General features: G+C 51.2%; 25 protein-coding genes. 7 read left to right on the top strand and 18 right to left on the bottom strand.

Going from position 1 to position 26,843, the window contains the following annotated elements:
- Nucleotides 1-65: 65 nt before the first annotated feature.
- The 11 genes from pyrE to ACWAU0_RS05235 all read right to left on the bottom strand — a co-directional run bounded on the left by pyrE (nt 66) and on the right by ACWAU0_RS05235 (nt 17,298).
- Entirely contained in the window at nt 66-704 is a 639-nt protein-coding gene (gene pyrE, locus ACWAU0_RS05285) for an orotate phosphoribosyltransferase (protein WP_033158171.1), read from the bottom strand.
- A gap of 48 nt (nt 705-752) precedes the next feature.
- Nucleotides 753-1,928, bottom strand: coding sequence for a radical SAM family heme chaperone HemW (hemW, locus tag ACWAU0_RS05280; RefSeq protein ID WP_225892973.1), 1,176 nt, complete (start codon nt 1,926-1,928; stop codon nt 753-755).
- The gene (locus ACWAU0_RS05275; RefSeq protein ID WP_033158169.1) at nt 1,895-2,335 is read right to left on the bottom strand and encodes a VOC family protein; all 441 of its coding nucleotides are present in this window, start codon (nt 2,333-2,335) and stop codon (nt 1,895-1,897) included. The genes hemW and ACWAU0_RS05275 overlap by 34 nt, the downstream gene beginning before the upstream one ends.
- Before the next feature lie 277 nt (nt 2,336-2,612).
- Nucleotides 2,613-3,443, bottom strand: coding sequence for a CheR family methyltransferase (locus ACWAU0_RS05270; RefSeq protein ID WP_084153383.1), 831 nt, complete (start codon nt 3,441-3,443; stop codon nt 2,613-2,615).
- A gap of 66 nt (nt 3,444-3,509) precedes the next feature.
- Nucleotides 3,510-4,076 (bottom strand): chemotaxis protein CheW, encoded by a 567-nt coding sequence (locus tag ACWAU0_RS05265; protein WP_033158168.1) that lies wholly within the window; start codon nt 4,074-4,076, stop codon nt 3,510-3,512.
- Nucleotides 4,077-4,085: 9 nt separating this feature from the next.
- Nucleotides 4,086-7,889: a methyl-accepting chemotaxis protein gene (locus ACWAU0_RS05260; protein ID WP_458138522.1), complete on the bottom strand. Its 3,804-nt coding sequence runs from the start codon at nt 7,887-7,889 to the stop codon at nt 4,086-4,088.
- 295 nt (nt 7,890-8,184) lie between these two features.
- Complete coding sequence (locus ACWAU0_RS05255) at nt 8,185-13,122, bottom strand: methyl-accepting chemotaxis protein (RefSeq protein ID WP_458138520.1); 4,938 nt, start codon at nt 13,120-13,122, stop codon at nt 8,185-8,187.
- Nucleotides 13,123-13,165: 43 nt separating this feature from the next.
- Entirely contained in the window at nt 13,166-15,340 is a 2,175-nt protein-coding gene (locus ACWAU0_RS05250) for a chemotaxis protein CheA (protein WP_458138519.1), read from the bottom strand.
- A 12-nt stretch (nt 15,341-15,352) separates the two neighbouring features.
- Nucleotides 15,353-15,640 (bottom strand): STAS domain-containing protein, encoded by a 288-nt coding sequence (locus tag ACWAU0_RS05245; protein WP_445367242.1) that lies wholly within the window; start codon nt 15,638-15,640, stop codon nt 15,353-15,355.
- Between the two features lie 194 nt (nt 15,641-15,834).
- The gene (locus ACWAU0_RS05240) at nt 15,835-16,203 is read right to left on the bottom strand and encodes a response regulator (RefSeq protein ID WP_020484376.1); all 369 of its coding nucleotides are present in this window, start codon (nt 16,201-16,203) and stop codon (nt 15,835-15,837) included.
- A 12-nt stretch (nt 16,204-16,215) separates the two neighbouring features.
- Complete coding sequence (locus ACWAU0_RS05235) at nt 16,216-17,298, bottom strand: methyl-accepting chemotaxis protein (protein WP_458138517.1); 1,083 nt, start codon at nt 17,296-17,298, stop codon at nt 16,216-16,218.
- A 264-nt stretch (nt 17,299-17,562) separates the two neighbouring features.
- On the opposite strand from ACWAU0_RS05235, the gene ACWAU0_RS05230 reads away from it, so the two are divergent.
- Entirely contained in the window at nt 17,563-17,898 is a 336-nt protein-coding gene (locus ACWAU0_RS05230; RefSeq protein WP_033158484.1) for an ASCH domain-containing protein, read from the top strand.
- Here ACWAU0_RS05230 and ACWAU0_RS05225 read toward each other — a convergent pair.
- The 5 genes from ACWAU0_RS05225 to nth all read right to left on the bottom strand — a co-directional run bounded on the left by ACWAU0_RS05225 (nt 17,876) and on the right by nth (nt 21,423).
- On the bottom strand, nt 17,876-18,634 hold the full coding sequence (locus ACWAU0_RS05225) for an HvfC family RiPP maturation protein (protein WP_458138515.1): 759 nt from the start codon (nt 18,632-18,634) through the stop codon (nt 17,876-17,878). The genes ACWAU0_RS05230 and ACWAU0_RS05225 overlap by 23 nt on opposite strands.
- Nucleotides 18,634-19,485, bottom strand: a complete 852-nt coding sequence (locus tag ACWAU0_RS05220) for an HvfB family MNIO-type RiPP peptide maturase (protein ID WP_458138513.1) — start codon at nt 19,483-19,485, stop codon at nt 18,634-18,636. The genes ACWAU0_RS05225 and ACWAU0_RS05220 overlap by 1 nt, the downstream gene beginning before the upstream one ends.
- Before the next feature lie 3 nt (nt 19,486-19,488).
- Nucleotides 19,489-20,070 carry a DedA family protein gene (locus ACWAU0_RS05215; RefSeq protein ID WP_101051455.1) on the bottom strand — a complete coding sequence of 194 codons (582 nt, stop codon included), beginning with the start codon at nt 20,068-20,070 and terminating at the stop codon, nt 19,489-19,491.
- A gap of 29 nt (nt 20,071-20,099) precedes the next feature.
- Entirely contained in the window at nt 20,100-20,681 is a 582-nt protein-coding gene (locus tag ACWAU0_RS05210) for a hypothetical protein (RefSeq protein ID WP_033158488.1), read from the bottom strand.
- A 106-nt stretch (nt 20,682-20,787) separates the two neighbouring features.
- Nucleotides 20,788-21,423: an endonuclease III gene (gene nth, locus ACWAU0_RS05205; RefSeq protein ID WP_033158489.1), complete on the bottom strand. Its 636-nt coding sequence runs from the start codon at nt 21,421-21,423 to the stop codon at nt 20,788-20,790.
- Between the two features lie 211 nt (nt 21,424-21,634).
- Between nth and smbP the strand changes: the two genes are divergently transcribed.
- Nucleotides 21,635-21,970 (top strand): small metal-binding protein SmbP, encoded by a 336-nt coding sequence (gene smbP / locus ACWAU0_RS05200; RefSeq protein ID WP_033158490.1) that lies wholly within the window; start codon nt 21,635-21,637, stop codon nt 21,968-21,970.
- Between the two features lie 77 nt (nt 21,971-22,047).
- On the opposite strand, the gene ACWAU0_RS05195 is transcribed toward smbP, so the two are convergent.
- Nucleotides 22,048-22,881, bottom strand: a complete 834-nt coding sequence (locus tag ACWAU0_RS05195; protein ID WP_458138512.1) for a thymidylate synthase — start codon at nt 22,879-22,881, stop codon at nt 22,048-22,050.
- Between the two features lie 182 nt (nt 22,882-23,063).
- On the opposite strand from ACWAU0_RS05195, the gene ACWAU0_RS05190 reads away from it, so the two are divergent.
- The 4 genes from ACWAU0_RS05190 (at nt 23,064) to ACWAU0_RS05175 (ending at nt 25,374) form a co-directional block, all read left to right on the top strand.
- Nucleotides 23,064-23,276: a hypothetical protein gene (locus ACWAU0_RS05190; RefSeq protein ID WP_458138510.1), complete on the top strand. Its 213-nt coding sequence runs from the start codon at nt 23,064-23,066 to the stop codon at nt 23,274-23,276.
- A 126-nt stretch (nt 23,277-23,402) separates the two neighbouring features.
- A complete protein-coding gene (locus ACWAU0_RS05185) occupies nt 23,403-23,993 on the top strand; it encodes a DUF4124 domain-containing protein (RefSeq protein WP_033158493.1) in 591 nt (196 codons plus the stop codon).
- Nucleotides 23,990-24,823, top strand: coding sequence for an SDR family oxidoreductase (locus ACWAU0_RS05180; protein WP_458138508.1), 834 nt, complete (start codon nt 23,990-23,992; stop codon nt 24,821-24,823). The genes ACWAU0_RS05185 and ACWAU0_RS05180 overlap by 4 nt, the downstream gene beginning before the upstream one ends.
- 164 nt (nt 24,824-24,987) lie before the next feature.
- The gene (locus ACWAU0_RS05175) at nt 24,988-25,374 is read left to right on the top strand and encodes a hypothetical protein (RefSeq protein WP_033158495.1); all 387 of its coding nucleotides are present in this window, start codon (nt 24,988-24,990) and stop codon (nt 25,372-25,374) included.
- Nucleotides 25,375-25,449: 75 nt separating this feature from the next.
- On the opposite strand, the gene ACWAU0_RS05170 is transcribed toward ACWAU0_RS05175, so the two are convergent.
- The gene (locus ACWAU0_RS05170) at nt 25,450-26,271 is read right to left on the bottom strand and encodes a 5'-methylthioadenosine/S-adenosylhomocysteine nucleosidase family protein (RefSeq protein ID WP_458138506.1); all 822 of its coding nucleotides are present in this window, start codon (nt 26,269-26,271) and stop codon (nt 25,450-25,452) included.
- A gap of 109 nt (nt 26,272-26,380) precedes the next feature.
- Between ACWAU0_RS05170 and ACWAU0_RS05165 the strand changes: the two genes are divergently transcribed.
- Nucleotides 26,381-26,818 carry an Rsd/AlgQ family anti-sigma factor gene (locus tag ACWAU0_RS05165; RefSeq protein WP_458139200.1) on the top strand — a complete coding sequence of 146 codons (438 nt, stop codon included), beginning with the start codon at nt 26,381-26,383 and terminating at the stop codon, nt 26,816-26,818.
- The last annotated feature ends 25 nt before the right edge of the window (nt 26,819-26,843 follow it).

Genomic DNA, 26,843 nt, shown 5'->3' with positions numbered 1-26,843 from the left:
CAAATTGTAACGGCTAAGTGTAGACCAATAATCCATAAGCAAAAGCCTCGGGCACGCATGGATACTCAAATTCCGTACTGCTGTCGATAGGCTTGAATAATGGCCAACTTATCCGCCGAACCGCTCTGTTGGGAAATAAATTCGATGATGTCCGCCAAGCAGATTATCGCCAGCACCGGAATACCGAATTGTGTCGACACTTCCTGCACGGCCGACAATTCGTTCTGACCTTTTTCCTGACGATCCAGCGCTATCACGACACCCGCAACCGTCGCGCCGGCGGCACTGATGATTTCCACTGATTCACGCACCGACGTACCTGCGGTAATCACATCATCCAGAATCCAGACTTTGCCTTGCAAGGGCGCGCCGACCAATACGCCGCCCTCGCCATGATCCTTGGCTTCTTTGCGGTTAAACGCAAACGGAATGTCGCGTTGCAAGCGGGAATAGGCAATCGAGGTGGTGCTGACCAACGGGATGCCTTTATAGGCCGGTCCGTACAATACATCTACCTCGACACCGGCGCTAATCAGCGTCTGCGCATAAAATTGCCCCAATTTATCCAGCTGAGCGCCGCTGTTGAATAGGCCGGTATTAAAGAAATAAGGACTGACACGTCCGGACTTTAAATGAAATTCGCCAAATTTTAATACGCCGCAATCCAAAGCGTACTGGATAAACTGTTTTTGGTAATCGAGCATCGTGGAGTGTTACAAATCTAAAATGAGAGCAATTATACCCGCGCGTATTTAATCGATGAATTTTTCTAGGACCACGTCCAGAAAATCCCAACCTTTTTCGCTACAGCGATAGACCAAGCCATCCCGACACAACAGGCCTTCAGCCACACAGCGCGATAAATTAGGCTCCAAGCTGTTTGCCGCCAATCCGGTGGTCCGTTCAAAATCCTTCAGGCTAAAGCCCGTTTTTACTCGCAACTGGTTCATCAGAAACTCTAACGGCAATTGTGCGACCTCAATCGCTTCGTATTGTGATCGACCGGGTTGCGATAAATACTGTTCCGGGCTTCTCGGCTTAACCGTGCGCATAATCTTATCCGGCAAGGCAAGGCTGATTTTGCCGTGCGCGCCGGCGCCTATCCCCAGATAATCGCCAAATTGCCAGTAATTGCGATTATGCCGGGATTGCTTGCCGGGTTTTGCATACGCAGACACTTCGTACTGCTGAAAGCCGTTCTCCGCCAATAGCCGCTGACAGCGCTTTTGAGCGGCAAATATCAGGTCGTCTTCCGGCAATTTCGGCGGAAATTTATAAAAATACGTATTGGGTTCCAGCGTCAGTTGGTAAAAGGAAATATGGGTTGGGGCCAAGCTGATTGCTGTTTCCACATCATCTAAGGCCTCGCGCTCGCTTTGATCCGGTAAGCCGAACATCAAATCCAGGTTGAAATTATCGAACCCGGCCGTAACGGCAATTTCCACCGCGGCCTTGGCTTCGGCGGCGGAATGCACCCGCCCTAATGTCCGCAAATGCCGGTCCTGAAAGCTTTGAATGCCTATCGACAGGCGATTAATCCCCAATGCCCGAAACTCATGAAATTTTGCGCTTTCGAAGGTGCCGGGATTGGCTTCCAAAGTGATTTCGCAATGTTCGGCAACAGGCACTGACTGCCTGACACCGGCCAACAAACGACCTAAGGCTTCCGGGGAAAACAAGCTGGGTGTGCCGCCCCCCATAAATATACTGTTGATTTTCCGCTGCCCGCCCAGCAATTCCAGATCAGCGCGCAGGTCGGTCAGCAAGGCGTCGATATAAGCCTGTTCGGGAATTGGGTGTTTAACGGCGTGGGAGTTGAAGTCGCAATACGGGCACTTCTGGATGCACCACGGAAAATGGATATAAAGACTCAGCGGTAACAATTCGACAGACCTTACCAAACGCCAACATTGGGCGTGGAGGCCCACGGCTCTTGCGGCGGCAATGCCTGGCCTTTTTGTAACAATTCGATAGAAATTTGGTCGGGTGAGCGCAGAAATGCCATATGACCATCACGCGGCGGCCGGTTAATCGTGACCCCTTTCGCCATTAAGTCTTGGCATACCGCATAAATATCGTCTACCTCGAAGGCTAAATGTCCAAAATTACGGCCACCGCCGTAGTCCTCGGTATCCCAGTTGTAAGTCAGCTCCAGCAATGGCGCGTCAACCGCTTCAGCGGTTTGCCGGTCGCCAGGTGCAGCCAGATACACCAAGGTAAAACGTCCGGTTTCGCTTTCCATGCGCCGCACTTCAAGCAAACCTAGCTTATTGCAATAAAAATCCAGTGATTCGGTAAGATCCTTTACCCGAACCATAGTGTGTAAATAACGCATATTGGCCGCCCCAGAAAATAAAAGCGCGATTATGAACGAGTCGGCGGTGGAGAATAAAGTTTCCTGATCAATAACAGGCCTCAGCTAAACCAAAGAAAGCCCGTCATGCTCGCCATTTAGCGCTATGGAAGGTAAACTTCGCTGTATCCATGTGCGACCTGGATTGTGGTGTTCGCTGCCGAAATGACGATTTTAAGTATGAGGGAGGCACGCACTTGAAGCAGTTTGTTAAGCAGGTAGTTAGACGCGAATGCCGGACTAGCTCGCTACAGCCCAATTAATCCAAAGCTTTGCGATAAACCGACGGCATGATGGTTTGCAGCTCGGTTTTCATACCGCTTAAAGATTCGGAATGACTGATAAAAAAATAGCCGCCGGGCCGCAGGTATTTAACAATTTTGTCCAGCAGGCGTTGCTTGGTTTCCATATCGAAGTAAATCATTACGTTACGTAAAAAAATCACGTCGAAGGTACCCAGGTCCGGCAACGTTCCTATCAAATTGGCATATTCGAACTTAACGTGGCTGCGTAGCTCAGGAGCAACCAGCAAAAAACCGTCATACTGACCAGTCCCTTTCAGGCAATACTTTTTCAGCAAGATTTGAGGGATTTTTTCGGCGGCATTGCTGGGGTACAAACCACGCCGGGCTTTTTCCAGAATTCGTGTGGAAATATCGGTCCCGACAATATCCCATTGCCGGGATCTCAAATATTCCGCCAACAGCATTGCCAGCGTGTAAGCTTCCTCACCGCTGGAGCTGGCCGCGCTCCAAACTCGAAACGGTTTTGCCGCTGAGTGTTGCGGTAAAATTTTTTCAACTACAAAATCGAAATGCTTGGATTCGCGGAAAAAATAGGTTTCATTGGTAGTCAGCAAATCGATAGCCATCGTCGTTTCATTTTCGAACCCCGGCTTACCGAATTGCCGAAAATACTCGCCATAGCTATCGATACCATGATGACGCAAACGCTTCTCCAAACGTCCCATTACCATAGCCTGCTTACTATCGTTTAGGACAATACCGGCGTGCTTGTAAAGATAGTCCCTGATCCAGGCAAACTCTTGCTTATGCAATATCGGCGCGCCGACACGATGGATTGACGACACTCTAAACTCCTATTTGTGGGTTAACCAACATGTCGATAAATTTAAACGCCTCAAGTCTTGGAACGATCAAGCGTTGATTGTATCCGGCAATGCTTGACGGTCTTGGCGAACTTTACTCAAAGCCGCCATTTCATCCACCGAAAGCACCTTGCTGACGTTCAACAAAATAACAAAGCGGCCATTCCGTTTGGCCATGCCGTTAATAAAGTCAGGCCGAATCCCCGCCCCAAAACTGGGCGGCGGCTCTATATCCTGTTCACCGATTTCAACCACTTCGTTGACGGCGTCCACGATAATCCCCAAATCCTGGGATACGCCATCTTCAGTTTCGCTGGCGGTTTCGACAATAACGATACCGGTGCGCTTGGCCACAGGCGTCGATCCCTTGCCAAAGCGCGCCAGCAAATCCACCACCGGCACCACGCTACCGCGCAGATTAATCACGCCGCGCACAAACACCGGCATCATGGGGACTTCGGTAAGATTGCCGTAATCGATGATTTCCTTACTACTCAAAATGCCCAGTGCGTAAAGTTCTCCCCCAAGCGTAAAGGTTAGGTATTGACCCGCCAGCGCAGTCTGTTTGCTCTGCGCGGCGGGTAGCTTTTCTTGAGTTGTTGCAAGTCCTGTCATGGCCCGCTCCTAGAAACGTTCGAACTGGTTTAAATCGAAGTCATGATCAATATTCGCACTTGCCTGAACGACGGGCTTGATTTTGACAGCCTTTTTTGCTGATTTGACTTCAGCTGTGATCGTCGCTTTTCGACCGCTGTCGTCGAGTCTAAAAAAGCTCATCAGCGATTGCAGTTGTTCAGCCTGACTGGTCATTTCTTCCGCAGTAGCCGCCAACTGTTCGCTGGCGGATGCATTCTGCTGAGTAATCTGATTCATCTGGTTCATGGCATTGTTGACTTGGCTGACACCGGCGGATTGTTCTTGGGATGCCGCGGCAATCTCTTGCACCAAGTCGGAGGTTCTGGCAATGCTGGGGACAATTTCATCCAGCAGTTTGCCCGCACTTTCCGCTGTCTCGACGCTGTTTTCGGCCAACTCGCCAATCTCCTGCGCTGCCACTTGACTGCGCTCGGCCAGCTTGCGCACTTCCGCCGCCACCACCGCAAAGCCTTTGCCGTGATCGCCGGCGCGCGCCGCTTCGATGGCGGCGTTCAATGCCAACATGTTGGTTTGATAGGCAATGTCGTCGATGATGCCGATTTTTTTGGCAATCTCGCGCATGGCGTCAACGGTCTGTTTCACCGCTTCACCGCCTTGGCTGGCTTCGGTAGCGGCTTTGCTGGCCATGCCGTCGGTGACTTTGGCATTGTCGGCATTCTGGTTGATGCTGGCCGCCATTTCCTCGATGCTGGCACTGGTGATCTCGACACTGCCTGCTTGTTCGCTGGCAGCTTGCGACAGCGATTGGGAAGTGGAACTGATCTGTTCGGAGGCATTACCCAGTTGATCCGCGGCGGAAATCACCTCGGCGATGGTTTGGGAGAGTTTGGCGACGGTGTTATTCACGGTGTCTTTAAATTCACCCAACTGGCCTTGGTAGTTACCGGTCACGTTGCGGGTTAGGTCGCCTTGTTCAACCAATGCCAGTACTTCGACCGCTTCATTCAGCGGCAAGATCACCCCATCCAGGGTGTCGTTGACGCCTTCGACGATTTTGCGGAAGTCGCCTTGGTGTTTGCTGGCGTCGGCACGGGTTTGCAGGCGCCCCTCAACCGCAGCGGTGGCCAGCATATTGGCGTCGGCCACCAGCGTATTGACCGCATCGATACAGGTGTTGAGGTTGTTTTTAATGGTGTTGAAATCACCGTTGTAGGTGTCGGTGATTTTGGCGGGAATGTGGCCTTTGGAAATGTTATCGACATAGTCAGCCGCCACATTCAACGGGCCGATCACCGCATTCAGGGTCAGGTTCACCCCCTCGACAATCTTACGGAAATCGCCTTGGTGCTTAGTGGCATCCGCGCGGGTGGCCAAACGCCCTTCGACGGCAGCGGTCGATAACATATTGGCATCGGCCACCAAGGCGTTCACCGCATCAATACAGGTGTTCAGATTGTTTTTGATGACATTGAAATCGCCGTTGTAGGTGTCGGTGATTTTGGCGGGGATCGCGCCTTTAGAGATGTTGTCCACGTACTCGGCCGCCACGTTCAAAGGCCCGATCACCGCATCCAGCGTGTTATTGACGCCTTGGACGATTTTCCGGTAGTCACCTTGGTACTGGCTGGCGTCGGCGCGGGTGGCTAAGCGGCCTTCGATAGCGGCTTTTTCCAAGGCCACCGCTTCGGCCACCATGCTGGAAATCGCATCGATACAGTTGTTCAGGTTGTTTTTGATGGTGTTGAAGTCACCGTTGTAGTGGTCGGTGATTTTCGCCGGAATCGCCCCGCGCGAGATGTTGTCCACGTACTCGGCGGCCACGTTCAAGGGCCCGATTACCGCATCCAGCGTGCTGTTGACCCCTTCGACGATTTTGCGGAAATCGCCTTGGTGCTTAGTGGCATCCGCGCGGGTGGCCAAACGCCCTTCGACGGCAGCGGTCGATAACATATTGGCATCGGCCACCAAGGCGTTCACCGCATCAATACAGGTGTTCAGATTGTTTTTGATGACATTGAAATCACCGTTGTAGGTGTCGGTGATTTTGGCGGGGATCGCGCCTTTAGAGATGTTGTCGACGTAGTCGGCCGCCACGTTCAAAGGTCCGATCACAGCATCCAGGGTGTTGTTGACGCCTTCGACAATCTTGCGGTAATCACCTTGGTATTGGCTGGCGTCGGCGCGGGTGGCTAAGCGGCCTTCGATGGCGGCTTTTTCCAAGGCAGCGGCTTCGGCCACCATGCTGCTGATCGCGTCGATACAGTTGTTCAGGTTGTTCTTGATGGTGTTGAAATCGCCATTGTAGGTGTCGGTGATTTTCGCCGGAATCGCCCCGCGCGAGATGTTGTCCACGTAATCGGCAGCGACGTTCAAAGGTCCGATCACCGCATCCAGGGTGTTGTTGACGCCTTCGACAATCTTGCGGTAATCGCCTTGGTATTGGCTGGCGTCGGCACGGGTGGCTAAGCGGCCTTCGATGGCGGCTTTTTCCAACGCAGCGGCTTCGGCCACCATGTTGGAAATCGCGTCGATACAGTTGTTCAGATTGTTTTTGATGGTGTTGAAATCACCGTTGTAGGTGTCGGTGATTTTGGCGGGGATCGCGCCTTTGGAGATGTTATCCACGTACTCGGCCGCGACATTCAAAGGTCCAATCACGGCATCCAGGGTGTTGTTGACGCCTTCGACAATCTTGCGGAAGTCGCCTTGGTGTTTCGTGGCATCCGCGCGGGTTGACAGGCGGCCTTCGACGGCTGCTTGCGACAGCATGGCGGCATCATTTACTAGAGCCTTGATGTTATCGCGAACTAAATCTATGGTTTCATTGATAAATCGCTTTTTGCCAGGCAATTTTTCAACATCGGCTTCGAGATTACCTTTGCCAAACTCCATGAAACACTTTATGGCCATTTTTTTCACAGCAATATGACCGTTAACCATGTCGTTAACGCCTTTGGCGACGGTCTTGAAACTACCGTGGAATTTTTGTTGATCAACCACTACATCAATATCGCCTTTTTCATGTTCTGCGGCCATATGATCCATCTCGGCTAATAGCGCTTTGATGTTATCGCTCAACTGCTTCATATTGGCCATAACACTGCTGTTATCGCCGGCTTTGAGTTGAATAACGGTGGTCAAATCCCCTTGCGAGATTTTATAAGCCAAATCCGCAACAAAATCCGGTTCGCCACCCAATTGCCGTGTCAGGGTTCGGGCAATGAAAAAACCCAAGGTGCCGATAGCCAGTATCGTTAGCGCTGTAATAATGACGGAAATGGTAATGGCGCTGGACTGAATCGAAACGGCTTCGTTCGATGAGTTTTTACCCAGACGCTGGTTATATTCGCTATGATTTTTGAACGCATCCAACAGCTTATCAACCACAGGCTGATTGCCCATCATCACAATGCGGGCTTCGGCATTTTTATTCTGCCTGGATAAATCACGAATTTTGAGCCGTAATTTGTCGTATTCCGCCAAACTAGCTTTATCGTCCTGTAACAGTTTTTTGTCCTCATCATCGGTCAAAAGCTTTTCATAGTCGCTCAAAAGCTTATCGATATTCGCGCGTTTTTCGTCGATTTCTTGTTCGACGCCGGCCATGGCGGTATCGTCGGTTTCCGTTAAATGCTGCCAGACGTGCGCGCGGACTCCAGATATCTCTCCAACAATATCGTTAAGCAACAACACACTAGGCAAGGTATTGATAGTATTGAAGTTGGTGGCGGTATACACTTTGTCGATCTGCACATAGTTGAAGCCGGCCAAACCAGCCAAACCCAACACAGCGGAACCGATTAATAACAACAAACGTTGTGTGACTGTCATTTTTTTAACCCTCATGCAATTTAAAATTTTGATTCGCTCACGCGCTCCGTAAGTACCGCATCCTCTAAAAGCGCGGACTTCAAGTCGCCACGCTGCCAACTTCCCTTTTAGTCGCCAGTAGATTATCAACCAGGCCTTTAAACTCCCTGATTCCGTGATTCCCGCGTAAGCTGAAGTCCAGCGTGAAAACTGGGTTTGCGCTTACACGGGAGCGACGATATTTGAGGGCAGGGTTAATAAAAGTTGATACCAGCTTTTTCTAGCTCATAAAAACCAGCTTGAGATGGCTCCGATTTTATAAATGTGCTTGTTTTTTTAACGTCACAATGGCAACACTGACTTGGCTGGAGGCCAATGCAAACGCGCTGCCCGCATCTAACAAGGACTCGGCGGTTTCATATTGGCCACTATTAATCACCTCGGCCACTTTTCCGGCTTCGCGATGAAACTGCGCATGTTTATGCAGACAGTCCTGAAAACCGGACAAATGTTTGTATTGCTTTTGACCGCCACCGTGCAACCATTTACCCAACTTGCAGCAATCGTCCCGACCAATGGTGACGGCATCCATGTGCTCGTGTTGGCTGATACCCCGGCGCAGTTTCACCTTCCACTCGCTGTGCGCTTGAATGGCTGCATCCAAGTCGATGGCGTCATCCTCTGTGGTTTTCGCACTTGCCTGTTTCGCACTTTCTAACCGACGCGATGTTGCCTGGGTTGCAGAGCGGCTAGCAGCATGTCCGGAAGAGGTGATTTTGAAAAAGCTCATCAAACTTTGTAGTTGTTCCGTTTGCCCCATCATTTCTTCCGCAGTAGCCGCCAACTGTTCGCTGGCGGATGCATTCTGCTGAGTAATCTGGTTCATCTGGTTCATGGCATTGTTAACTTGGCTGACACCGGCGGATTGTTCTTGGGAGGCGGCGGCAATCTCCTGCACCAAGTCGGAGGTTCTGGCTATGCTGGGTACGATTTCATCCAGCAGCTTGCCCGCACTTTCCGCAGTCTCGACGCTGTTTTCCGCTAACTCGCCAATCTCCTGCGCCGCCACTTGGCTGCGCTCGGCCAGCTTGCGCACTTCTGCCGCCACCACCGCAAAGCCTTTGCCGTGATCGCCGGCGCGCGCCGCTTCGATGGCGGCGTTCAATGCCAACATGTTGGTCTGGTAGGCAATGTCGTCAATGATGCCGATTTTTTTGGCAATCTCGCGCATAGCGTCAACGGTCTGTTTCACCGCTTCACCGCCTTGGCTGGCTTCGGTAGCGGCTTTGCTGGCCATGCCGTCGGTGACTTTGGCATTGTCGGCATTCTGGTTGATGCTGGCCGCCATTTCCTCGATGCTGGCACTGGTGATCTCGACACTGCCTGCTTGTTCGCTGGCAGCTTGCGACAGCGATTGGGAAGTGGAACTGATCTGTTCGGAGGCATTACCCAGTTGATCCGCGGCGGAAATCACCTCGGCGATGGTTTGGGAGAGTTTGGCGACGGTGTTATTCACGGTGTCTTTAAATTCACCCAACTGGCCTTGGTAGTTACCGGTCACGTTGCGGGTTAGGTCGCCTTGTTCAACCAATGCCAGTACTTCGACCGCTTCATTCAGCGGCAAGATCACCCCATCCAGGGTGTCGTTGACGCCTTCGACGATTTTGCGGAAGTCGCCTTGGTGTTTGCTGGCGTCGGCACGGGTTTGCAGGCGCCCCTCAACCGCAGCGGTGGCCAGCATATTGGCGTCGGCCACCAGCGTATTGACCGCATCGATACAGGTGTTGAGGTTGTTTTTAATGGTGTTGAAATCACCGTTGTAGGTGTCGGTGATTTTGGCGGGAATGTGGCCTTTGGAAATGTTATCGACATAGTCAGCCGCCACATTCAACGGGCCGATCACCGCATTCAGGGTCAGGTTCACCCCCTCGACAATCTTACGGAAATCGCCTTGGTGCTTAGTGGCATCCGCGCGGGTGGCCAAACGCCCTTCGACGGCAGCGGTCGATAACATATTGGCATCGGCCACCAAGGCGTTCACCGCATCAATACAGGTGTTCAGATTGTTTTTGATGACATTGAAATCGCCGTTGTAGGTGTCGGTGATTTTGGCGGGGATCGCGCCTTTAGAGATGTTGTCCACGTACTCGGCCGCCACGTTCAAAGGCCCGATCACCGCATCCAGCGTGTTATTGACGCCTTGGACGATTTTCCGGTAGTCACCTTGGTACTGGCTGGCGTCGGCGCGGGTGGCTAAGCGGCCTTCGATAGCGGCTTTTTCCAAGGCCACCGCTTCGGCCACCATGCTGGAAATCGCATCGATACAGTTGTTCAGGTTGTTTTTGATGGTGTTGAAGTCACCGTTGTAGTGGTCGGTGATTTTCGCCGGAATCGCCCCGCGCGAGATGTTGTCCACGTACTCGGCGGCCACGTTCAAGGGCCCGATTACCGCATCCAGCGTGCTGTTGACCCCTTCGACGATTTTGCGGAAATCGCCTTGGTGCTTAGTGGCATCCGCGCGGGTGGCCAAACGCCCTTCGACGGCAGCGGTCGATAACATATTGGCATCGGCCACCAAGGCGTTCACCGCATCAATACAGGTGTTCAGATTGTTTTTGATGACATTGAAATCACCGTTGTAGGTGTCGGTGATTTTGGCGGGGATCGCGCCTTTAGAGATGTTGTCGACGTAGTCGGCCGCCACGTTCAAAGGTCCGATCACAGCATCCAGGGTGTTGTTGACGCCTTCGACAATCTTGCGGTAATCACCTTGGTATTGGCTGGCGTCGGCGCGGGTGGCTAAGCGGCCTTCGATGGCGGCTTTTTCCAAGGCAGCGGCTTCGGCCACCATGCTGCTGATCGCGTCGATACAGTTGTTCAGGTTGTTCTTGATGGTGTTGAAATCGCCATTGTAGGTGTCGGTGATTTTCGCCGGAATCGCCCCGCGCGAGATGTTGTCCACGTAATCGGCAGCGACGTTCAAAGGTCCGATCACCGCATCCAGGGTGTTGTTGACGCCTTCGACAATCTTGCGGTAATCGCCTTGGTATTGGCTGGCGTCGGCACGGGTGGCTAAGCGGCCTTCGATGGCGGCTTTTTCCAACGCAGCGGCTTCGGCCACCATGTTGGAAATCGCGTCGATACAGTTGTTCAGATTGTTTTTGATGGTGTTGAAATCACCGTTGTAGGTGTCGGTGATTTTGGCGGGGATCGCGCCTTTGGAGATGTTATCCACGTACTCGGCCGCGACATTCAAAGGTCCAATCACGGCATCCAGGGTGTTGTTGACGCCTTCGACAATCTTGCGGTAATCGCCTTGGTATTGGCTGGCGTCGGCGCGGGTGGCTAAGCGGCCTTCGATGGCGGCTTTTTCCAGCGCAGCGGCTTCGGCCACCATGCTGCTGATCGCGTCGATACAGTTGTTCAGGTTGTTTTTGATGGTGTTGAAATCGCCGTTGTAGGTGTCGGTGATTTTTGCGGGGATCGCGCCTTTGGAGATGTTATCGACGTACTCGGCAGCCACGTTCAAAGGGCCGATCACGGCTTCCAGCGTGTCGTTAACGCCTACGACGATTTTCCGATAATCACCCTGATGTTTAGTCGCATCTGCACGGGTGGACAGCTGTCCTTCAACGGCTGAGTGGGACAGCATGACGGCATCGGCAATCAAAGATTGCACGGAAAATACTGCGGCTTTGACACCCTCATTCAGTTGATTGAATTCTAAGCCGTAGTTATGGCTATCGTTTTGCGGCATTTGGCCGCGCCCGAACAAGGTCATGGCATGAATCATGGCATTGACAGGGCGGAGCACCCCCATGACGATGTACCAACTCATTGCCAGGAAACCCAACAAGAACAAGGACACGACTATCATCGTAGTGTTGATAGTGCCGCCTAATCGCGCCAAACGGGCATCCAAACCGGCATATAGCAACTTGCTAAATCCTCCTGCTAACGAGAAGTTTTGTTGGATAGCCTGCGTCAAGCTGTTGAAATAATCGCTGCCGGCAAGCTCAAGTTGCCCGCGTTGTAAAATTTCCGTTTCAGTCAAGGTCAGTGCTTGCTTGGCTAAGGCGGTGGCTTTTTGCAAATCCGTGCGGAGTGCGGGGTTCATGCTGCCGATTTTGGGAATATTCTCGTCGATCATCGCCAGGGTTTCTTCAGCATTCGCGATTAATGCTCGCAGGTAAGCGGCTTCTGCAACAGTCACGGTTTTTCGCTGCAAAATCGGCGAACCCACGCCTCTGAGCATACCCAATTGTTCGGACAGCTCAGGAAATAAACTGATTGCCAACACTTGGGCGTAATAGGTATCGGCTTCCGGATCCAATCCTAGTCCCGAAGCATCAGCCACTTTGCGGTTAAAAGCGTGCAATTGCCTAATGAATTCGCCATGCTTTGCAAGATTGGTTTGTGCATCAAATTTGCTAGCCGAAGCCGCCAGCTCTTGCCATTTTTCCCTGAGCGCTTGCCAGGCCAAAGTCAGCTTTAATTCCTCCAACCGTCCGTCCAATGCGGAGATACCGGCGATTTGCTGATTGACTTCGTTGCGTTTCGCCTCCCGGCGGCTCGCTTCCTGTGTGTTGCCGGCGATTACCATCGCGTTCAAGCCACGGTGCTCTACCACCAGTTGCATCAGTTTGATGGTCTCCGTAGAGTAATCGACACCTTGTTTTTCCTTTAATGCGAAATCCTTGTCTGCGATATTGTCATTTATCAAAAAGTAGGTTGGCACTGCGAACATAGCAATAGCCAGAACCACTAAGGCAACAAACTTTTGCCAGAGCTTAATTTTGCTAAATACACTAGAAATCTTTCCCTCTTTAAAGGGATTTTTAACGCGACCGGCTTTGATATGGGCATATAGCGCTGCCGCCGCATCAACTTCGCTGCGTGCTGGCTTGAAGCGGATAGACCGGTAACCAATCATCTGGCCTTCGTTGTAAATTGGCGCGACATTGGCTTCCACCCAATAGAAATCGCCATTTTTGGAACGGTTTTTTACCAATCCGCGCCAAGTGCAACCGGCGGAAATGGTTCGCCACATCCATTCATAGGCCTCTTCCGGCATATCCGGGTGGCGCACAATGTTGTGCGGCTGCCCCAGCAGTTCCGATTCCGTGAAGCCACTCAGTTTGATGAAAGCCGGGCTGACACTGGTGATATAGCCACTCAAATCGGTGGTAGAGGTGAGAATGTCTTCTTCGGAAAAATGTAATTCGACGTCAGTAACGGGTTGATTATTTCTCATGACTATTTTCCTTAGTGTGTAATTGGCTTTTTTCCAATTTGGCTCAAGCCTGTGCCACGTGCATATTGCCCTGAAGCTTGTGCTCAAAGGCGCTAACCAATACGGGTACATCCAAAATTAACGCCACTTCGCCACTGCCCAAGATCGTGGATCCACCCAGCCCCTCTACATGGCCGAATAATTTGCCAAGCGGCTTGATAACCGTCTGAAACTCGCCGATTAAGCGATCAACGACTAGCCCCGTCTTGACACCCGCTGCATGCACCACGACGACATTAGGTCTGCGCGGTTGATCTCCGCTGATGTTGAACAGATCGCGCAAGCGGATAAAAGGCAGCACTTCGCCGCGCAAATCCATGTAATCCCTGTCAATCAAATCGCCGGACAACTCCAGACACTCGACAACCCGGTCAAGAGGAATCACGTATGACGATTTACCTACACCCACCAAAAACCCATCAATGATGGCTAATGTCAGTGGTAAACGAATGCGGATAGTGGAACCTTGACCCGGCCTGCTTTCAACTTCGATGTCGCCGCGTAAATCGGTCACGTTTCGTTTGACCACATCCATGCCCACACCGCGCCCGGACAGATTGGAAATTTGGCTGGCGGTTGAAAAGCCGGGTTCGAAAATCAAGCTATAAATTTCATGGTCGCTTAGTTTGGCGTCGGCTTGCACCAAACCTTTTTCGATGGCTTTTGCCAAAATTCGATCACGATCCAGACCACCGCCATCATCGCTAACTTCTATGGCGATGCTGCCCGACTCGTGGTAGGCGTTTAACCTGAGCTCACCGCGACTGGGTTTGCCGCGCGCGGCGCGGACTTCGGCAGACTCGATACCGTGGTCCATGGCGTTGCGGACTAAGTGCATCAGCGGATCGCCGATTTTTTCGACAACCGATTTATCCACCTCGGTGTCGCCGCCGGTAATGACCAAGGCAATATCTTTGCCCAGTTCTTTGCCGACATCGCGCACCACTCGCTGGAAGCGGCTGAATGTGGCGCCTATCGCCACCATCCGCAGTTGCAATGCACCGTCGCGCACTTCTTCGACCAAGCGCATCATTTCGCTGGTGGCTTCCAATAGCGCGGAATCGCTGGTATGTAAGGCACGCAGATTGACACCCGCACCCGAAATAACCAGTTCGCCTATCACATCGATGAGTTTGTCCAAGCGCTCGGCGTCGACCCGTATGGTTTGGTTTTCTCGGGCCTTGTTGTCTTTAATCTGCTGCTGCTTTTCCAGTGCCGCATTCACCAACGGCTGCTGTACCACTTGTTGATCGACCAAGATTTCGCCGAGGCGGGTATTCGGTTGCGGGACTTGCGCCTGCTGCGCGTTGAGGCCTTCTTGTAGTTCACGTTGGGTAATGACCCCGCTTTTCAGCAATAGCTCGCCGAGTTGGGCATTGTCTTCGCCCAGCGAATTGATCAGTTCGACGTAGTAGGGGATTTTGTCTTCCAGCGGCAAAATGTGGATGTAACTGCCTTCGCGAACAAAATCGAACACGCTTTCGATAGCGGCTTTGTCTGCGTCGCTTTTTAGGACAATTTCAAAACCCAGATAACTGCTCTCTGGATCCATGCTTTCGGCATCCGGCATCGCATGACTGAAAGTAGTCAGCGACATAATCTCGCCTAGCGTTGCCAAATAGCGGATGAAAGACAAGGGATCCATACCGTCGCGTAGACAGTTTTCGCCGAATTGAATAAACAAATGCCAATTGCCGCTGTCGATTACGCCGCCACCGCTGGCTTCGAGCGGTTCGCCAGCTTGTTGCACGGTAGTCATCGCCTGCTTGGGCTCAGGCTTCAAAAAAGACTCCAAGCCATCCAGCAATTGTCGTTCTGCATTGGTCATCGCCGGGTTGGCGTCTACTTCGCCGTCGGCCACTGCTTGAATCAGCTCAATCATATGGTCGCAGCAAGGTAGCAGAATGGCGACCAGTTCCGGTGAAACGCTCAACTTTCCGTCGCGCAAGGTGTCGAGCACGCTTTCCACCACATGGGTGAAGGCAACGATGTGATCCAGTCCGAACAATCCCGCCGAACCCTTGATAGTATGTGCGGCTCGGAAGATGGCGTTAATTCGTTCGGATGGCTCCTGATCGTCTTCCAGACCGAGTAAGCCGTCTTCCATGTCTTGCAACAACTCCAGACTTTCAATCACAAAAGTCTTCAGAGCATCCCGCATTTGGTCATCAAAACTCATTTCGCATACTCCTTAGTTTTGGGTCAGCACGACCTGATCGCCAAAAGTACCCGTCAGATTTGCTAGTTCCAGCACATCCAACACCGGTTTGCTGTGCATCACGAAACGCAAGCTCTTACCCAAATGCGCGGCTTCGCGTTTAATTAGAATCAACAACTGTAGGCCGGCAGTATCGATTTCGGTGACGTTGGCAAGATTGATCTCCAAATCGTCCCCAGCCGTTAGAAACATCAGCAGATTGGATTTCTGATCTGCCGCGTTGTAGATGGTTAATTCGTCTTTAATGGTTAGGCTGGGCATGGACGATCTCGCTAGACATAGACATAGACATAGACATAGACATAGACATAGACATAGACATAGACATAGACATAGACATAGACATAGACATAGACATAGACATAGACATAGACATAGACATAGACATAGACATAGACAGAGGTACTTATATGAATCGGCGGAAACGGGATGAACGACCGCTGTTCATACTCCGATCAAGGCAAAATTAACTTGGAAACGGCCGCTAACATTTGCGCCGGCTGAAACGGTTTGACCACCCAGGCTTTGGCGCCCGCAGCTTGGCCCTCCTGCTTTTTGCCTTCCTGGGATTCGGTGGTCAGCATAATGACCGGGGTAAATTTATAGGCCGGCAGCTGTTTAAGTTCCTTCACGAAGGTAATGCCGTCCATATTCGGCATATTGACATCGGATATGATGAGGTGAATTTTCTGGCCGTTGAGCTTACTTAGCCCATCCTTGCCGTCGCACGCTTCTATTACTTCATAACCGGCGCCTTTCAGCGCAATACCTACTACCTGACGGACCGACGCCGCATCGTCTACTACCAATATCGTTTTTGCCATATGCTTAATATCCTAGAAAAAAGTAATCTCTTGTGTTTGAGGTTCAACGGCCCGATTGCCATGACCATGGGCGTGGTGTTCGGATTCCATGGTGTAGGTGCTGGTCAAGCCGCTTAAAATGTGGTCTGCATCTATCGGCCGCAACGCAAATACACCGCCGGCATGACTGCGATTGAGCTGTTTGGGGAAATCGGCAATGCTGTCTTTGACGTGTTGCAGAATTTGGCCGATCCGGTCTTGAAATTGAAAATGCACCAAGGATTCGTCTATCTCACCTTTTATGGCCTGCGCCGAATGGCTTAAGTTGCTTGAATAGCCCTGCAATTTGGTAAACACGTCATGCAGGTTATCCATTACCGATTGAATATTGCTGTTACAAGCGGAGACCGCTTCGGCCTCGTTTTGCGCGCTTTTTTCCACCGCTAGCAAGGCGGTTTGAATAGCAGAGCTAACTTGCTCGACTTTGGAGCCGATTTGCTTACCGGTTTCACCGGACAAGTTGGATAGCTTTCTAACCTCGTCCGCCACCACGGCAAAACCGCGGCCGGCTTCGCCGGCCCGAGCCGCTTCGATAGCGGCGTTCAAGGCAATCAGATTGGTTTGTTCGGCAATTCGCGCTACTTCCTTGGCCATCTGCTTAAGTTCATCAATAAAGCCTGCCAAGGAGCGAATTTTCTGCAAAACCGCCAAATTTTCCTGCAATGCCGCATCCATGGAGCTCACCACTTTTTGCAAATTGGTGTTGCTGTTTACGAATACTTCTTCGCCGTTGCCACCGAGAGTGGAATGGGAGGATCTTAAAGCCGCTTCCAGATTATTGGTAATCCCGGCAAAGCGTTGAGTCAACAACGTAATCGCCTGCTCGATTTGTTGCCGGGTCGAATCGATTTGTGCTGCCCATACCGGCGTGACTTGCTCGGCAAACCGATCCAGACCGGAAATATAGTTTTCTATTTCGGCTACCGATAAGGCGGGGGCCATGTCAGTCAAGGTATTTTGCGTAGCGGCAACACAGCGTTTTTTGGTCACCCAAGCGGCTATTCCTGCCGACATCAATGCAACGCAAATCATTACCGCAAATTGGAATATAGACATTTTGGCGTAATCTCCCTGGTTTTTTTTTGATTTCGCAGCCCTCTGCCGCCGATCATTTCGGTTCAGTGGCCTGGAAATTCAATGTGGAAAAAAGTATAGGCAGGAAATTTCGGTTTATCTAGAAAGCTACCGACAAATTGTAGGGTTAGTCCCACAACTGATGATTAATTTGCGAAACTGCTAACGGAAGTCGCTTGCAATGCGTGTTTAAGGCTTTTAAAGTGCCAAGCTGTTTTATCCCGTACTACAAGGACATCCGCTTTCATGACTGAATATCCCGAAAAATCTTGCAGCATCGACCGTTTGGTCCGACACCCCAAATTAGTGGCGGCAACGCTGGCCGGCGACAAAACCCAGCAACGCCGCGACGGTTTATATGCCTACCCCGGCGAAACCTTTGTATTGGAAGACGTCGTATTTGAAGTAACTAGCGTGGAGCGCCAAAGAATAGGCGATATGAGCGACGCGGACGCCCGGGCGGAGGGTTATCCGAATCTGGCAATGTATAAGGATTTAATATTGAAAATGCACAGCGGCATGGAGTGGAACGAGGACGGACTAGTCTGGGTGCATAGCTTTAAGCGGCAACAGCCGGAATAAGAATCCCTTTCTCAGCCAGTTCTCGCAGCATCGGCGGGCCGTTGGCCATTAAGGCTTGGCTATCCAGTTGCGGGAATTCCGTGGCAACTGCTTGCAAGCACTGCTCGCCCGTCATCGGCCCTTCATCCTGCAAAATTTGCAGCAAGCGTATGGTCAATCCGGTGGTTTTCAGAAAATGCACGCAGTCGAGATTGTCGCGGTAAACGATCAAGCAAGTGGTTTGCTCCGGCGGTTCCAGCGGTAAAAAGCCGGGGCCTATTGCCTGTACCGGATAACGGTAAAGCAGCGGCCAGGCCAAGGGCGATAACGCGATGCTGCGCGGCAACAACTTATCCAGAAAATCGCTGTCACCCGATATTGGTGTGTCCTTGGCAATCGACAAAGCCATTTCCACCCATTCGTAATGTGCCAATTCCAACAGAAATGGATAATCGTCCGGATTGTGTCGTTCGTTTTGCAGATAGGCCAAAAACTCTTCGGCAATTTCCGAGAAATAGGGCGTTTCGCAGCGATGCCGGGTAAAAAAATCCTGGGTTAGTTCCAGCCATTGCGCATCATTCAGAATCGCTCGCAATACCGGAAAATTACTGGCAATAAAACTGTCGATATTATTGAAAAATAACTCCCGATACATCGCCATGCGCCGTGGCTCGACATCTGCCGGCGGTGGATTGTTTTCCGGATCGCGAATATAAGCGGCAAATTGGCCTTGGGTAGCCTGAAAACCGCTAGCCATCAGGCCACCTGTTTTTGCCGCTGAGCCGCATAATGCTGCTGAATGGTTTGGATCGTGTCGACTTCTTTGCTTAATTCAAGCAATGAGGGAATGTTGAAGTCCCGCTCCAGCAGGGTAGGGAATACGCCGAAAAGCGCGTAAGCTTTACCCAGCAAAGTCCAGACCGGATCGATCACCGGCGCGCCGTGGGTATCGACCAGAAAATCCTCTGCTTCCACATAATGACCGGCAATGTGTGCGTAAGCGATGCGCTCGGCAGGCATGGCCCGCAGAAAGGTCTCGGCATCGTAACTATGATTGACACTGTTAACGTAGATATTGTTGATGTCGATCAGCACATCGCAGTCGGCTTCAGTGACTACCGCGTTGAAAAAATCGATCTCGGCCATTTCCTGGCCCGGCGCGGCGTAATAAGAAATGTTTTCGATGGCTATGCGCTGTTCCAGAATGTTCTGCACCCTGCGAATACGCGCGGCAACATGCTTGACAGCATCTTCGGTGAATGGCATCGGCATCAAGTCGTATAAATGCCCGCCATGGCTGCAATAGCTAAGGTGTTCGCTGTAGAATTTGATCCCGTGCTCGCGCATGAACACTTTCAAATCTTGCACGAATTGCTCGTCGAGAGGATCGCTGCTACCTATCGACAGCGACAGGCCATGACAGACAAAATCAAAACGCTCGGTCATGGCGCGAAACAGCTTGCCGAACTTGCCACCGATGGTCATCCAGTTTTCCGGCGCCACTTCGTAAAAGCCGACATGGGCCAGCGGCGACTCGACAATCTCGCTCAAAAACGAACGCCGTAAGCCTAAGCCGGCACCGTGAACGAGATTGCGAACGCTATCCATGACTTACTCTTCCGGTGCGTCCGGTGTTTCCGGTTTGTGGGTAGAACGCCAGAATAAGGCTAAACCAATCGCCACCAATACGCCCAGGATATACATTTCGTATTTTTTGACCTGACCCATGATGGACTCGGCAAATTGGCCGAAGGTGTAGCCCAGATAACCGACGGCTATCGCCCAAATCCCGGCGCCGAGAAAATTCAGCAAGAAAAACTTCAAGGGATGAATCTTGCTGGCCCCGATCACAAACGGCGTGACGTTACGTACGCCGTAGAGAAAGCGAAATCCCAATATCACCGGGATCTGATGCTTGTGCAGCAAATCGAAAACCTTGTCGGTTTTGCTATGCCAGAGCGGACGTTTCTCCAGAAAGGCGATGCCTTTCCAACGGCCCAGATAGAAAAAGGTCTGGTCGCCGGCAAAGGTACCCAAAAACGCCGTCAGCATCACCCATTCCAATTGCAAATAGCCGCCGTGCGCTAAAAAGCCGGCGATGACCAGAATGGTTTCACCTTCCAGATACGTACCGATAAACAAGGCTAAATAGCCGTAATCGATAACCAGCTGCTGTAAATCATTAAAATCCATAGTGTCGGTCTATTGGCGATGAATCGAAATTAATGGCTGGCTGCTTTGTCTGCATCCATTTTGCTCCCGCAACTACCTTCTTCGTTTTTCATCATGGCGCCGCAGCTATGTTCGCCGGCTTTTTTGTCACCACCCATCATGGCACCGCAACTGCCTTCTTCGGCTTTCTTAGGCTTGTCGGCGCCGTGATCCATGCCACCCATGCTGCCCATACTCATCATGCCGCCGCCGGTCATCATGCCCATGCCGCAAGCGCCTTCCTTACCCTTCATCATCGCGCCACAAGCGCTTTCCATGCCTTTTTTCATTTTGCCGCCACTCATCATGCCGCCGCACATGCCTTCGCCGCATGAGCCTTCGGTTTTTTTCGCTTCAGCTTTTTTGGTTTCACTTTTTTTGATGCCATTGCCGTCCATTGCATTAGAGCCACACGCGCCCTGACTGATTTTGCCGTTTGAATGCTCTGCATGCGACGTCGCAACTTGCATATAGCCGCTAGACAACTCGGAAACGGCGAATGGGTTGGCATCGGCCTGCGCGTTGACAGCCATGCCGGACAAAAGCGCACCGCCCATCGCAGCGGCCAGCGGAGATTTATTAAATTTTTTCATGCGTTTATCCTCTCGTTTAATTTTTATTTATGGTGCTCCGGCACATTACTACCGGGGCTTACGACTGATGCGTAATCCTTATTGCTCTACTCTGATTATTGCATATTCAGTCTAAATTCTTTGCCTTAAATTCACAGACATCGGCGATGCAGCAAGCGCCGCAACGCGGCTTCCTGGCCACACAAATATACCGGCCGTGTAGAATCAGCAGATGGTGCGCGTCTTTCTTGTATTGCTTGGGCACGGTTTTTTCCAATTTGCGCTCCACTTCCAGGACATTTTTGCCCGGCGCCAGGCCGATGCGATTGGCGACCCGGAAAATATGCGTATCTACGGCGATGGTCGGCTCCCCAAATGCGGTGTTTAAAATCACATTCGCCGTTTTGCGGCCCACCCCGGCCAGCGCCTCCAACGCTTCCCGTTCGCGCGGCACTTCGCCGCCATGCTTTTCCAGCAAAGTCTGACAAAGTTTTATGACATTTGCCGCCTTGCTGTTGAATAAGCCGATGGTTTTGATGTGCTCCTTCAAACCGTCTTCACCCAAAGCCAGGATCGCTTGCGGCGTGTTGGCCACGGGAAACAATTTGGCAGTCGCCTTGTTGACGCCCTTATCGGTCGCTTGCGCCGACAATACCACCGCCACCAATAATTCGAACGGGGTAGTGAAATTCAGTTCGGTGGTCGGATTCGGCGTGGCTTCGGCCAAGCGCTGGAATATCTGTAGGCGTTTTTCGTTATTCATGCTCAAAAAGGGATACAAAGCCAAGCTTTCCAGGATTCTCCCGGCTTGCAAGGCAAATATTGGTGGCGTCGTTACTTGTTCACTAAAGGAACTAAGTAACGAGTCAACTAAATTGTCGCATTTAATTTGGAACCAAACTCGCGCGCATCAAGTCACTAGCTAGCACTCAGAATGGGTGCGGAAAACCACAACAATTCAATTCGGGGGAATTATGAAAACATTTACTGCCATTACCATTAGTGCATTACTGCTCGCGAGTGCCGGTGTATTCGCCGAAGAACATGCTACCGAAGCCTTGAAGCATGCCGAACAGGCTGTCACCCACGGCAAAGCCGGCCATAGCCCCGTCTTGGTGGAGCATGCCGAAGCGGCCTTAACCCATGCCAAGAAAGGTGCCGAAGTTGCAAAGGGCGAATCTAAAACTCATCTCGATGCCGGGGTAAAATCGTTGGAAAGTGCGATTGAGCACGGCAAAATGGGCCACGCCGATGTCGCTACCAAAGCGGCAGAAGAAGCCGTTGACCACATCAAGGCCGGCAACAAGTAGATTCTTAACCGCTAATCAATAGATCCATTTTCGATCAAATAGATAGAGACGCAAATTCAGCGTCTCTATCTACTTCCCTAAACTGAAACCGCACCGGCGATATGCCGATGTGCCTGATAACCCAGCAGTTCAAAGTCGGCAAATTCATACGAGAATAGCGATTCCGGCCGGCGTTTTAATTCCAGCCGCGGCGGTGTCAAGGGTTGCCGGCTAAGTTGCAATGCAACTTGCTCAAAATGGTTGCGATAGATATGCACGTCACCGAACGACATGATTAACTCACCGACTTCTAAGTCGCATTGCTGTGCCAGCATATGCGTTAACAAGGCCACACTGGCTTGATTGTAAGGCACCCCTAAAAAGCAATCGGCGCTGCGCTGCGTCATCATGCAGGACAATTTGCCGTTAGCGACATAGAACTGATACAACACATGGCACGGTGGCAGGGCCATTCGCCCGGCTGCGGCATTCTCGCGCGGACCAACGGTTTCATCCGGCAAAAATGCCACATTCCAGCCGCTGACGATGTGTCGGCGCGAATCCGGTTTATTTTTTAAACCGTCCAACAAAATCTGCATCTGATCGTAACTCTCGCCATTCGGCCCCAGCCATTTACGCCATTGCGCACCATATACAGGCCCCAGCTCGCCGTCTGGCGTGGCCCACTCATCCCAAATCGTTACGCCGTGATCGTTTAAATATTGGATATTGGTATCGCCGCGTAAAAACCACAACAATTCATACGCAATGGATTTGAAATGTAGCTTCTTGGTCGTCAGCAGAGGAAATCCGTCCGCTAGGTTGTATCGCATCTGCCGGCCAAACAATGAGCGAGTACCGGTGCCGGTGCGGTCACTTTTGTCGATGCCGTTACTCATGATGTCGGCGAGAAGATCCAGGTAGGGTTGCATAGCGCTCTGAGGTCGAAAATTGGCGGGCAGTATAACTTGCCGGCTTGATGAATACGACTGTCATGGCGCTGTTTCATGAGTCGTGATGGAGGCAGCCGAGAGCTTTAGAGGTGCGACAAAATGGCTGGCCGATCACCATGAGAAGAGCTGCGCGGCTACCACCCAGCTACACGGTTTTGTAAATGCCAGATAAGCTCGCGGCGCTGTATGCCTTTAGCCGTCTGCGTGTGCAGTTTGAGATAAGGGGCTTTATCGCCCAAGGATTTCGGGAAAAAGCAGTTGGTATTTCGCTCAAGTGCTTTCGCGGCGAACATGGCTGCATCTGCGTTTTAAGCGGCTGGATATTGCTGAAAAGACTGATACACTTCGCCGTCGAGCTCACTTCCGGAAATTAATGGCCGGCAAAAACCACCGATTTTTTGCGCGATGCCAGGCTGGCACTGGGCAACAGAAAAAATTTATTTACACTGATCGCGAGCTGAGTAATAGTTTTACTTCGGCGTTTAATCAACAGGAATCCAATGAAAAATCTGTTCTTCGTTTTTGCCCTGTGCCTGTCCGCGGATAGTTGGGCTGGGGTATTTAAATGCACTGATGCCAGCGGCCACACCAATTATCAATCTTCACCCTGCACGGTGGAGCACAAAGCGGTGCAAATGAATACCAAAACCGGCAGCAGTGTTGATTTAAATGCGCTGGAAAGGCAGCAAGCCGCAGAAGCCGAATTGAAAAAACAGCAGTCTGCGCAGGAACAAGCCGAGCACCAGGCCAAACTCGACGCCATCGCCAAAAATAAACAAGATGCCCGAGTTCAGAGTGAAATGACACAGACTCTGATCAAGCAAAACCCCATGCAATTTTCCGCATTCGCCATTCCACCTTACGACCCGGAAAAACTACCCGCGCAAGTCAAACCCTTCGAAACGCGCCTGCCGGATGTCGAAAAATTCCGCAGGCTGGCCGCACAAAAAGCTTTAGCCAGCGGCGAGTGTCAACGCATCGAAACCGATGAACTCACTGGGAAGAGCAAACCGGACCAGCTAAATTTTCTGATAAATTGCAGCAGCGGCAAAACCTTTTTGTTCAACGAGGCTGATCTCGTTCAACCATGATGGTCGGCAAAACGCTGTTTATCACCGGCTGCTCTTCCGGCATCGGTTATCACACCGCTCTGTTTTTGAAACAGCGCGGCCATCGGGTGATTTGCTCCGCGCGTAAGCCTGAGGATGTAGAGCGTTTGCGTGGTGACGGCTTCGAATGTCTGCAACTTGATTTGGCGGATTCGCCGAGCATTCAACGCGCGGTCAACGAATTAATCGCGCTGACCGACGGCAAGATCGATGCACTGTTCAACAACGGTGCCTTCGGCCAGCCCGGCGCCGTGGAAGATTTGAGCAGGGATGTGCTGCGCCACCAATTCGAAACCAATCTGTTCGGCACCCACGAATTGACCAATCTGCTATTACCGCTGATGCGCAAACAAGGCCATGGCCGGGTGATCTATAACAGCTCGGTACTGGGGTTCGTGGCGATGAAGTTTCGCGGCGCCTATAACGCCAGCAAATTTGCACTGGAAGGCTTGGCGGACACCTTGCGCCTGGAATTGCGTGGTACCGGCATTCATATTGTGTTGATCGAACCGGGACCGATAGCAAGCCGTTTCCGGGAAAATGCCTTTGCTTTGTATCAAAAGCATATCGATGCCGAGCATAGTTTTCACAAAGAAACTTATAAAGCGATGGAAGCAAGGCTACAAAAACCCGGCCCGGCGGCACCTTTCACGTTACCGGCTAGTGCAGTCGCTGAAAAAGTGGCGCATGCATTGGAGTCGAATCGGCCGAAAATTCGCTACCGGGTGACGGTACCCACGCATTTGTTTGCCTGGCTGAAACGGCTGCTGCCCAGCGCATGGCTGGACAAGCTGCTAGTCAGCGTCGAATAAGGCCGCAGCGGCATTTTTTCGCCACCGAAAAAACCATAAAAACCGCTATAAACAGGCTAGCAAACAGAATGAACTGTGCTATTATCCCGGCCCAACATGTAGTGGTTAAAGCGGTTGGGTTAGCAGCTATATGTTCTTATAAAAATAACTGTGAGGTTCAATACATGAAAATTTTAAAAAGTGCTGTTATCGCGTTCTCTTTAGCTGCTGCCATGGGTTCTTTTTCAACAGCTGCCGTTGCTGAATCTGATCCAGGTAGAACTGCTTACAAACCTACCGATGTAATCAATGAAGTTGTAGCGCGTATTACAGCTGCCGAGGCAGCAATCAACAATGGTGCTGAAGATGCTGCCGTTGTCGATTTGATCCAAAAAGCGGCTGGTTTTATCAAAGAACTCAACGCAAACGACAAGGTTGCCAGATATGCCGATAAAGCTAGAGGCCATTTGAAAGCAGCCATTACTGCCGCTAAAGCCGCTAACTTGCAAGAAGCCAAACAACATTTAGCTGCCGGCAAAGAAGGCGTTGAAGCTTTGAAAAAAATGCTTTAATTCTGTCCCGGGGTGTCTTTCGGGGCACCCCGTATTTTTTCATTCCTCCCCGTTCATTGCCATCTCCGGCAATAGCTACAAATAATACTGATGCTTCTCTAGCTGGGTTTCCAACCAAGCTAATAACGCCCTAGCATTTTCAAATTTTGTCCCAGCTAAATTGAGCATGGTCGCGTGGTTTAATGCTTGCCAACGATTCACCAGTGTGTGCAATTTAGCGGCGTTGGTCGCCGTGAAATGAAACTGTTCAAGCAGCTGTTTGTATAACGCACTTTCCGATGTTGGCAGCGATCCTCTGAGTGTAGTCAGCACGGCGATCATACCTTCGACGTCAGCAATACGCGCCTGCACCCAAGCCATCACCAACTCCTCATTGATTTTCTCCAGTGCCGATTCGGCATTATCCGAAACCACTTTTAAACAGTGAATCAACTCGCTGGAACTGAATTTAACGGCTATTTCGTAAAACGCCGCAGCCTCCATATCGCGCAGATTCTCGTCGTTGTACTCGACATCGGCTCGGGATAAAGTAATTAGCGGCAGGGTGGGGCAAGGGGCATCGAAAGCCAGTTGCGGATAAAAACGGCGTTGGGTTTCGGCGTCGGTGATTTTATCGGCCAAAAAGCAACTGCCTAGCGCCTGGTGGCGATGTCCGGCGATGCCGAAATTGAGCAGGATAGGTTGGGTTGCCTCGGGAAAATGCGCCAGCGTATAAGCCACCGCGCCAGCCATGGCGATTTTGCCTACACCGCTAATCACCAAAACGATGTCGGCGTTTTTGTAAATCGCAAAGGGCTGCTTTTGTGGTAGTTTTTTTAGTCGCCATGCCTGAATTAACGGTTTGGCCTCACAGGGCAATGCGACAAAGATAAAAGTTGATGGTGCAAAGTCAATCACAGTTTTTAAGAAAAATTCCCTTATATTTTAATCAATTGTTGAATATTCATGATAATTCACATAAATTTAAGATTCGTCAATTTTCAAAGGGAGACGTGCCGTGATTGAAATGAATTCCGTAGCTAACAACACCAGTTCAAATAACTTACACCTGGTGACAGCATTGCAGGAGGAGCGCTCTGCCGTCTGGGCTTTGTATTGTCAACTCGCCGAAATGAAGCCATTCTCCAGCGAGAACGCAATCAGGCCAATGTTGTCTGAGTTTTCGCAACTGCTGATAGATTACATATCCTTTGGTCACTTCAGCATCTACGAGCATCTAATTGCTGAGAAGCAGCATCAAAGTTCAGCGTTGTCTCACGCGGAAAAGATATATCCGGCATTCTCCAGCATTACCGCGTCGGCCGTTACTTTCAGCGACACTTACGACGATGGCAGGCGTAAATTTAATACCGCGAATTTGGCTCAGGATTTATCCATGCTTGGCGAACGGCTGGCGGAACGCATGGAGCTGGAAGACCGGCTGTGCTCCATGCTGCTGCATTGATGCGCAGATATTGCCCCTGAAAAGC

This window comes from Methylomonas sp. Uni0009, from assembly GCF_054188105.3.
Note: the sequence above shows the minus strand (reverse complement) of the source record. Positions and strands in the feature narration are given on the sequence as shown.

Bases quoted from the DNA above. Each gene is read 5' to 3' on its own strand.
- pyrE (WP_033158171.1), bottom strand. From the start codon at position 704: ATGCTCGATTACCAAAAACAGTTTATCCAGTACGCTTTGGATTGCGGC.
- ACWAU0_RS05275 (WP_033158169.1), bottom strand. From the start codon at position 2,335: ATGCGTTATTTACACACTATGGTTCGGGTAAAGGATCTTACCGAATCA.
- ACWAU0_RS05265 (WP_033158168.1), bottom strand. From the start codon at position 4,076: ATGACAGGACTTGCAACAACTCAAGAAAAGCTACCCGCCGCGCAGAGC.
- ACWAU0_RS05260 (WP_458138522.1), bottom strand. From the start codon at position 7,889: ATGACAGTCACACAACGTTTGTTGTTATTAATCGGTTCCGCTGTGTTG.
- ACWAU0_RS05255 (WP_458138520.1), bottom strand. From the start codon at position 13,122: ATGAGAAATAATCAACCCGTTACTGACGTCGAATTACATTTTTCCGAA.
- ACWAU0_RS05250 (WP_458138519.1), bottom strand. From the start codon at position 15,340: ATGAGTTTTGATGACCAAATGCGGGATGCTCTGAAGACTTTTGTGATT.
- ACWAU0_RS05245 (WP_445367242.1), bottom strand. From the start codon at position 15,640: ATGCCCAGCCTAACCATTAAAGACGAATTAACCATCTACAACGCGGCA.
- ACWAU0_RS05240 (WP_020484376.1), bottom strand. From the start codon at position 16,203: ATGGCAAAAACGATATTGGTAGTAGACGATGCGGCGTCGGTCCGTCAG.
- ACWAU0_RS05235 (WP_458138517.1), bottom strand. From the start codon at position 17,298: ATGTCTATATTCCAATTTGCGGTAATGATTTGCGTTGCATTGATGTCG.
- ACWAU0_RS05230 (WP_033158484.1), top strand. From the start codon at position 17,563: ATGACTGAATATCCCGAAAAATCTTGCAGCATCGACCGTTTGGTCCGA.
- ACWAU0_RS05225 (WP_458138515.1), bottom strand. From the start codon at position 18,634: ATGGCTAGCGGTTTTCAGGCTACCCAAGGCCAATTTGCCGCTTATATT.
- ACWAU0_RS05220 (WP_458138513.1), bottom strand. From the start codon at position 19,485: ATGGATAGCGTTCGCAATCTCGTTCACGGTGCCGGCTTAGGCTTACGG.
- ACWAU0_RS05215 (WP_101051455.1), bottom strand. From the start codon at position 20,070: ATGGATTTTAATGATTTACAGCAGCTGGTTATCGATTACGGCTATTTA.
- ACWAU0_RS05210 (WP_033158488.1), bottom strand. From the start codon at position 20,681: ATGAAAAAATTTAATAAATCTCCGCTGGCCGCTGCGATGGGCGGTGCG.
- nth (WP_033158489.1), bottom strand. From the start codon at position 21,423: ATGAATAACGAAAAACGCCTACAGATATTCCAGCGCTTGGCCGAAGCC.
- smbP (WP_033158490.1), top strand. From the start codon at position 21,635: ATGAAAACATTTACTGCCATTACCATTAGTGCATTACTGCTCGCGAGT.
- ACWAU0_RS05195 (WP_458138512.1), bottom strand. From the start codon at position 22,881: ATGCAACCCTACCTGGATCTTCTCGCCGACATCATGAGTAACGGCATC.
- ACWAU0_RS05190 (WP_458138510.1), top strand. From the start codon at position 23,064: ATGCCAGATAAGCTCGCGGCGCTGTATGCCTTTAGCCGTCTGCGTGTG.
- ACWAU0_RS05185 (WP_033158493.1), top strand. From the start codon at position 23,403: ATGAAAAATCTGTTCTTCGTTTTTGCCCTGTGCCTGTCCGCGGATAGT.
- ACWAU0_RS05180 (WP_458138508.1), top strand. From the start codon at position 23,990: ATGATGGTCGGCAAAACGCTGTTTATCACCGGCTGCTCTTCCGGCATC.
- ACWAU0_RS05175 (WP_033158495.1), top strand. From the start codon at position 24,988: ATGAAAATTTTAAAAAGTGCTGTTATCGCGTTCTCTTTAGCTGCTGCC.
- ACWAU0_RS05165 (WP_458139200.1), top strand. From the start codon at position 26,381: ATGAATTCCGTAGCTAACAACACCAGTTCAAATAACTTACACCTGGTG.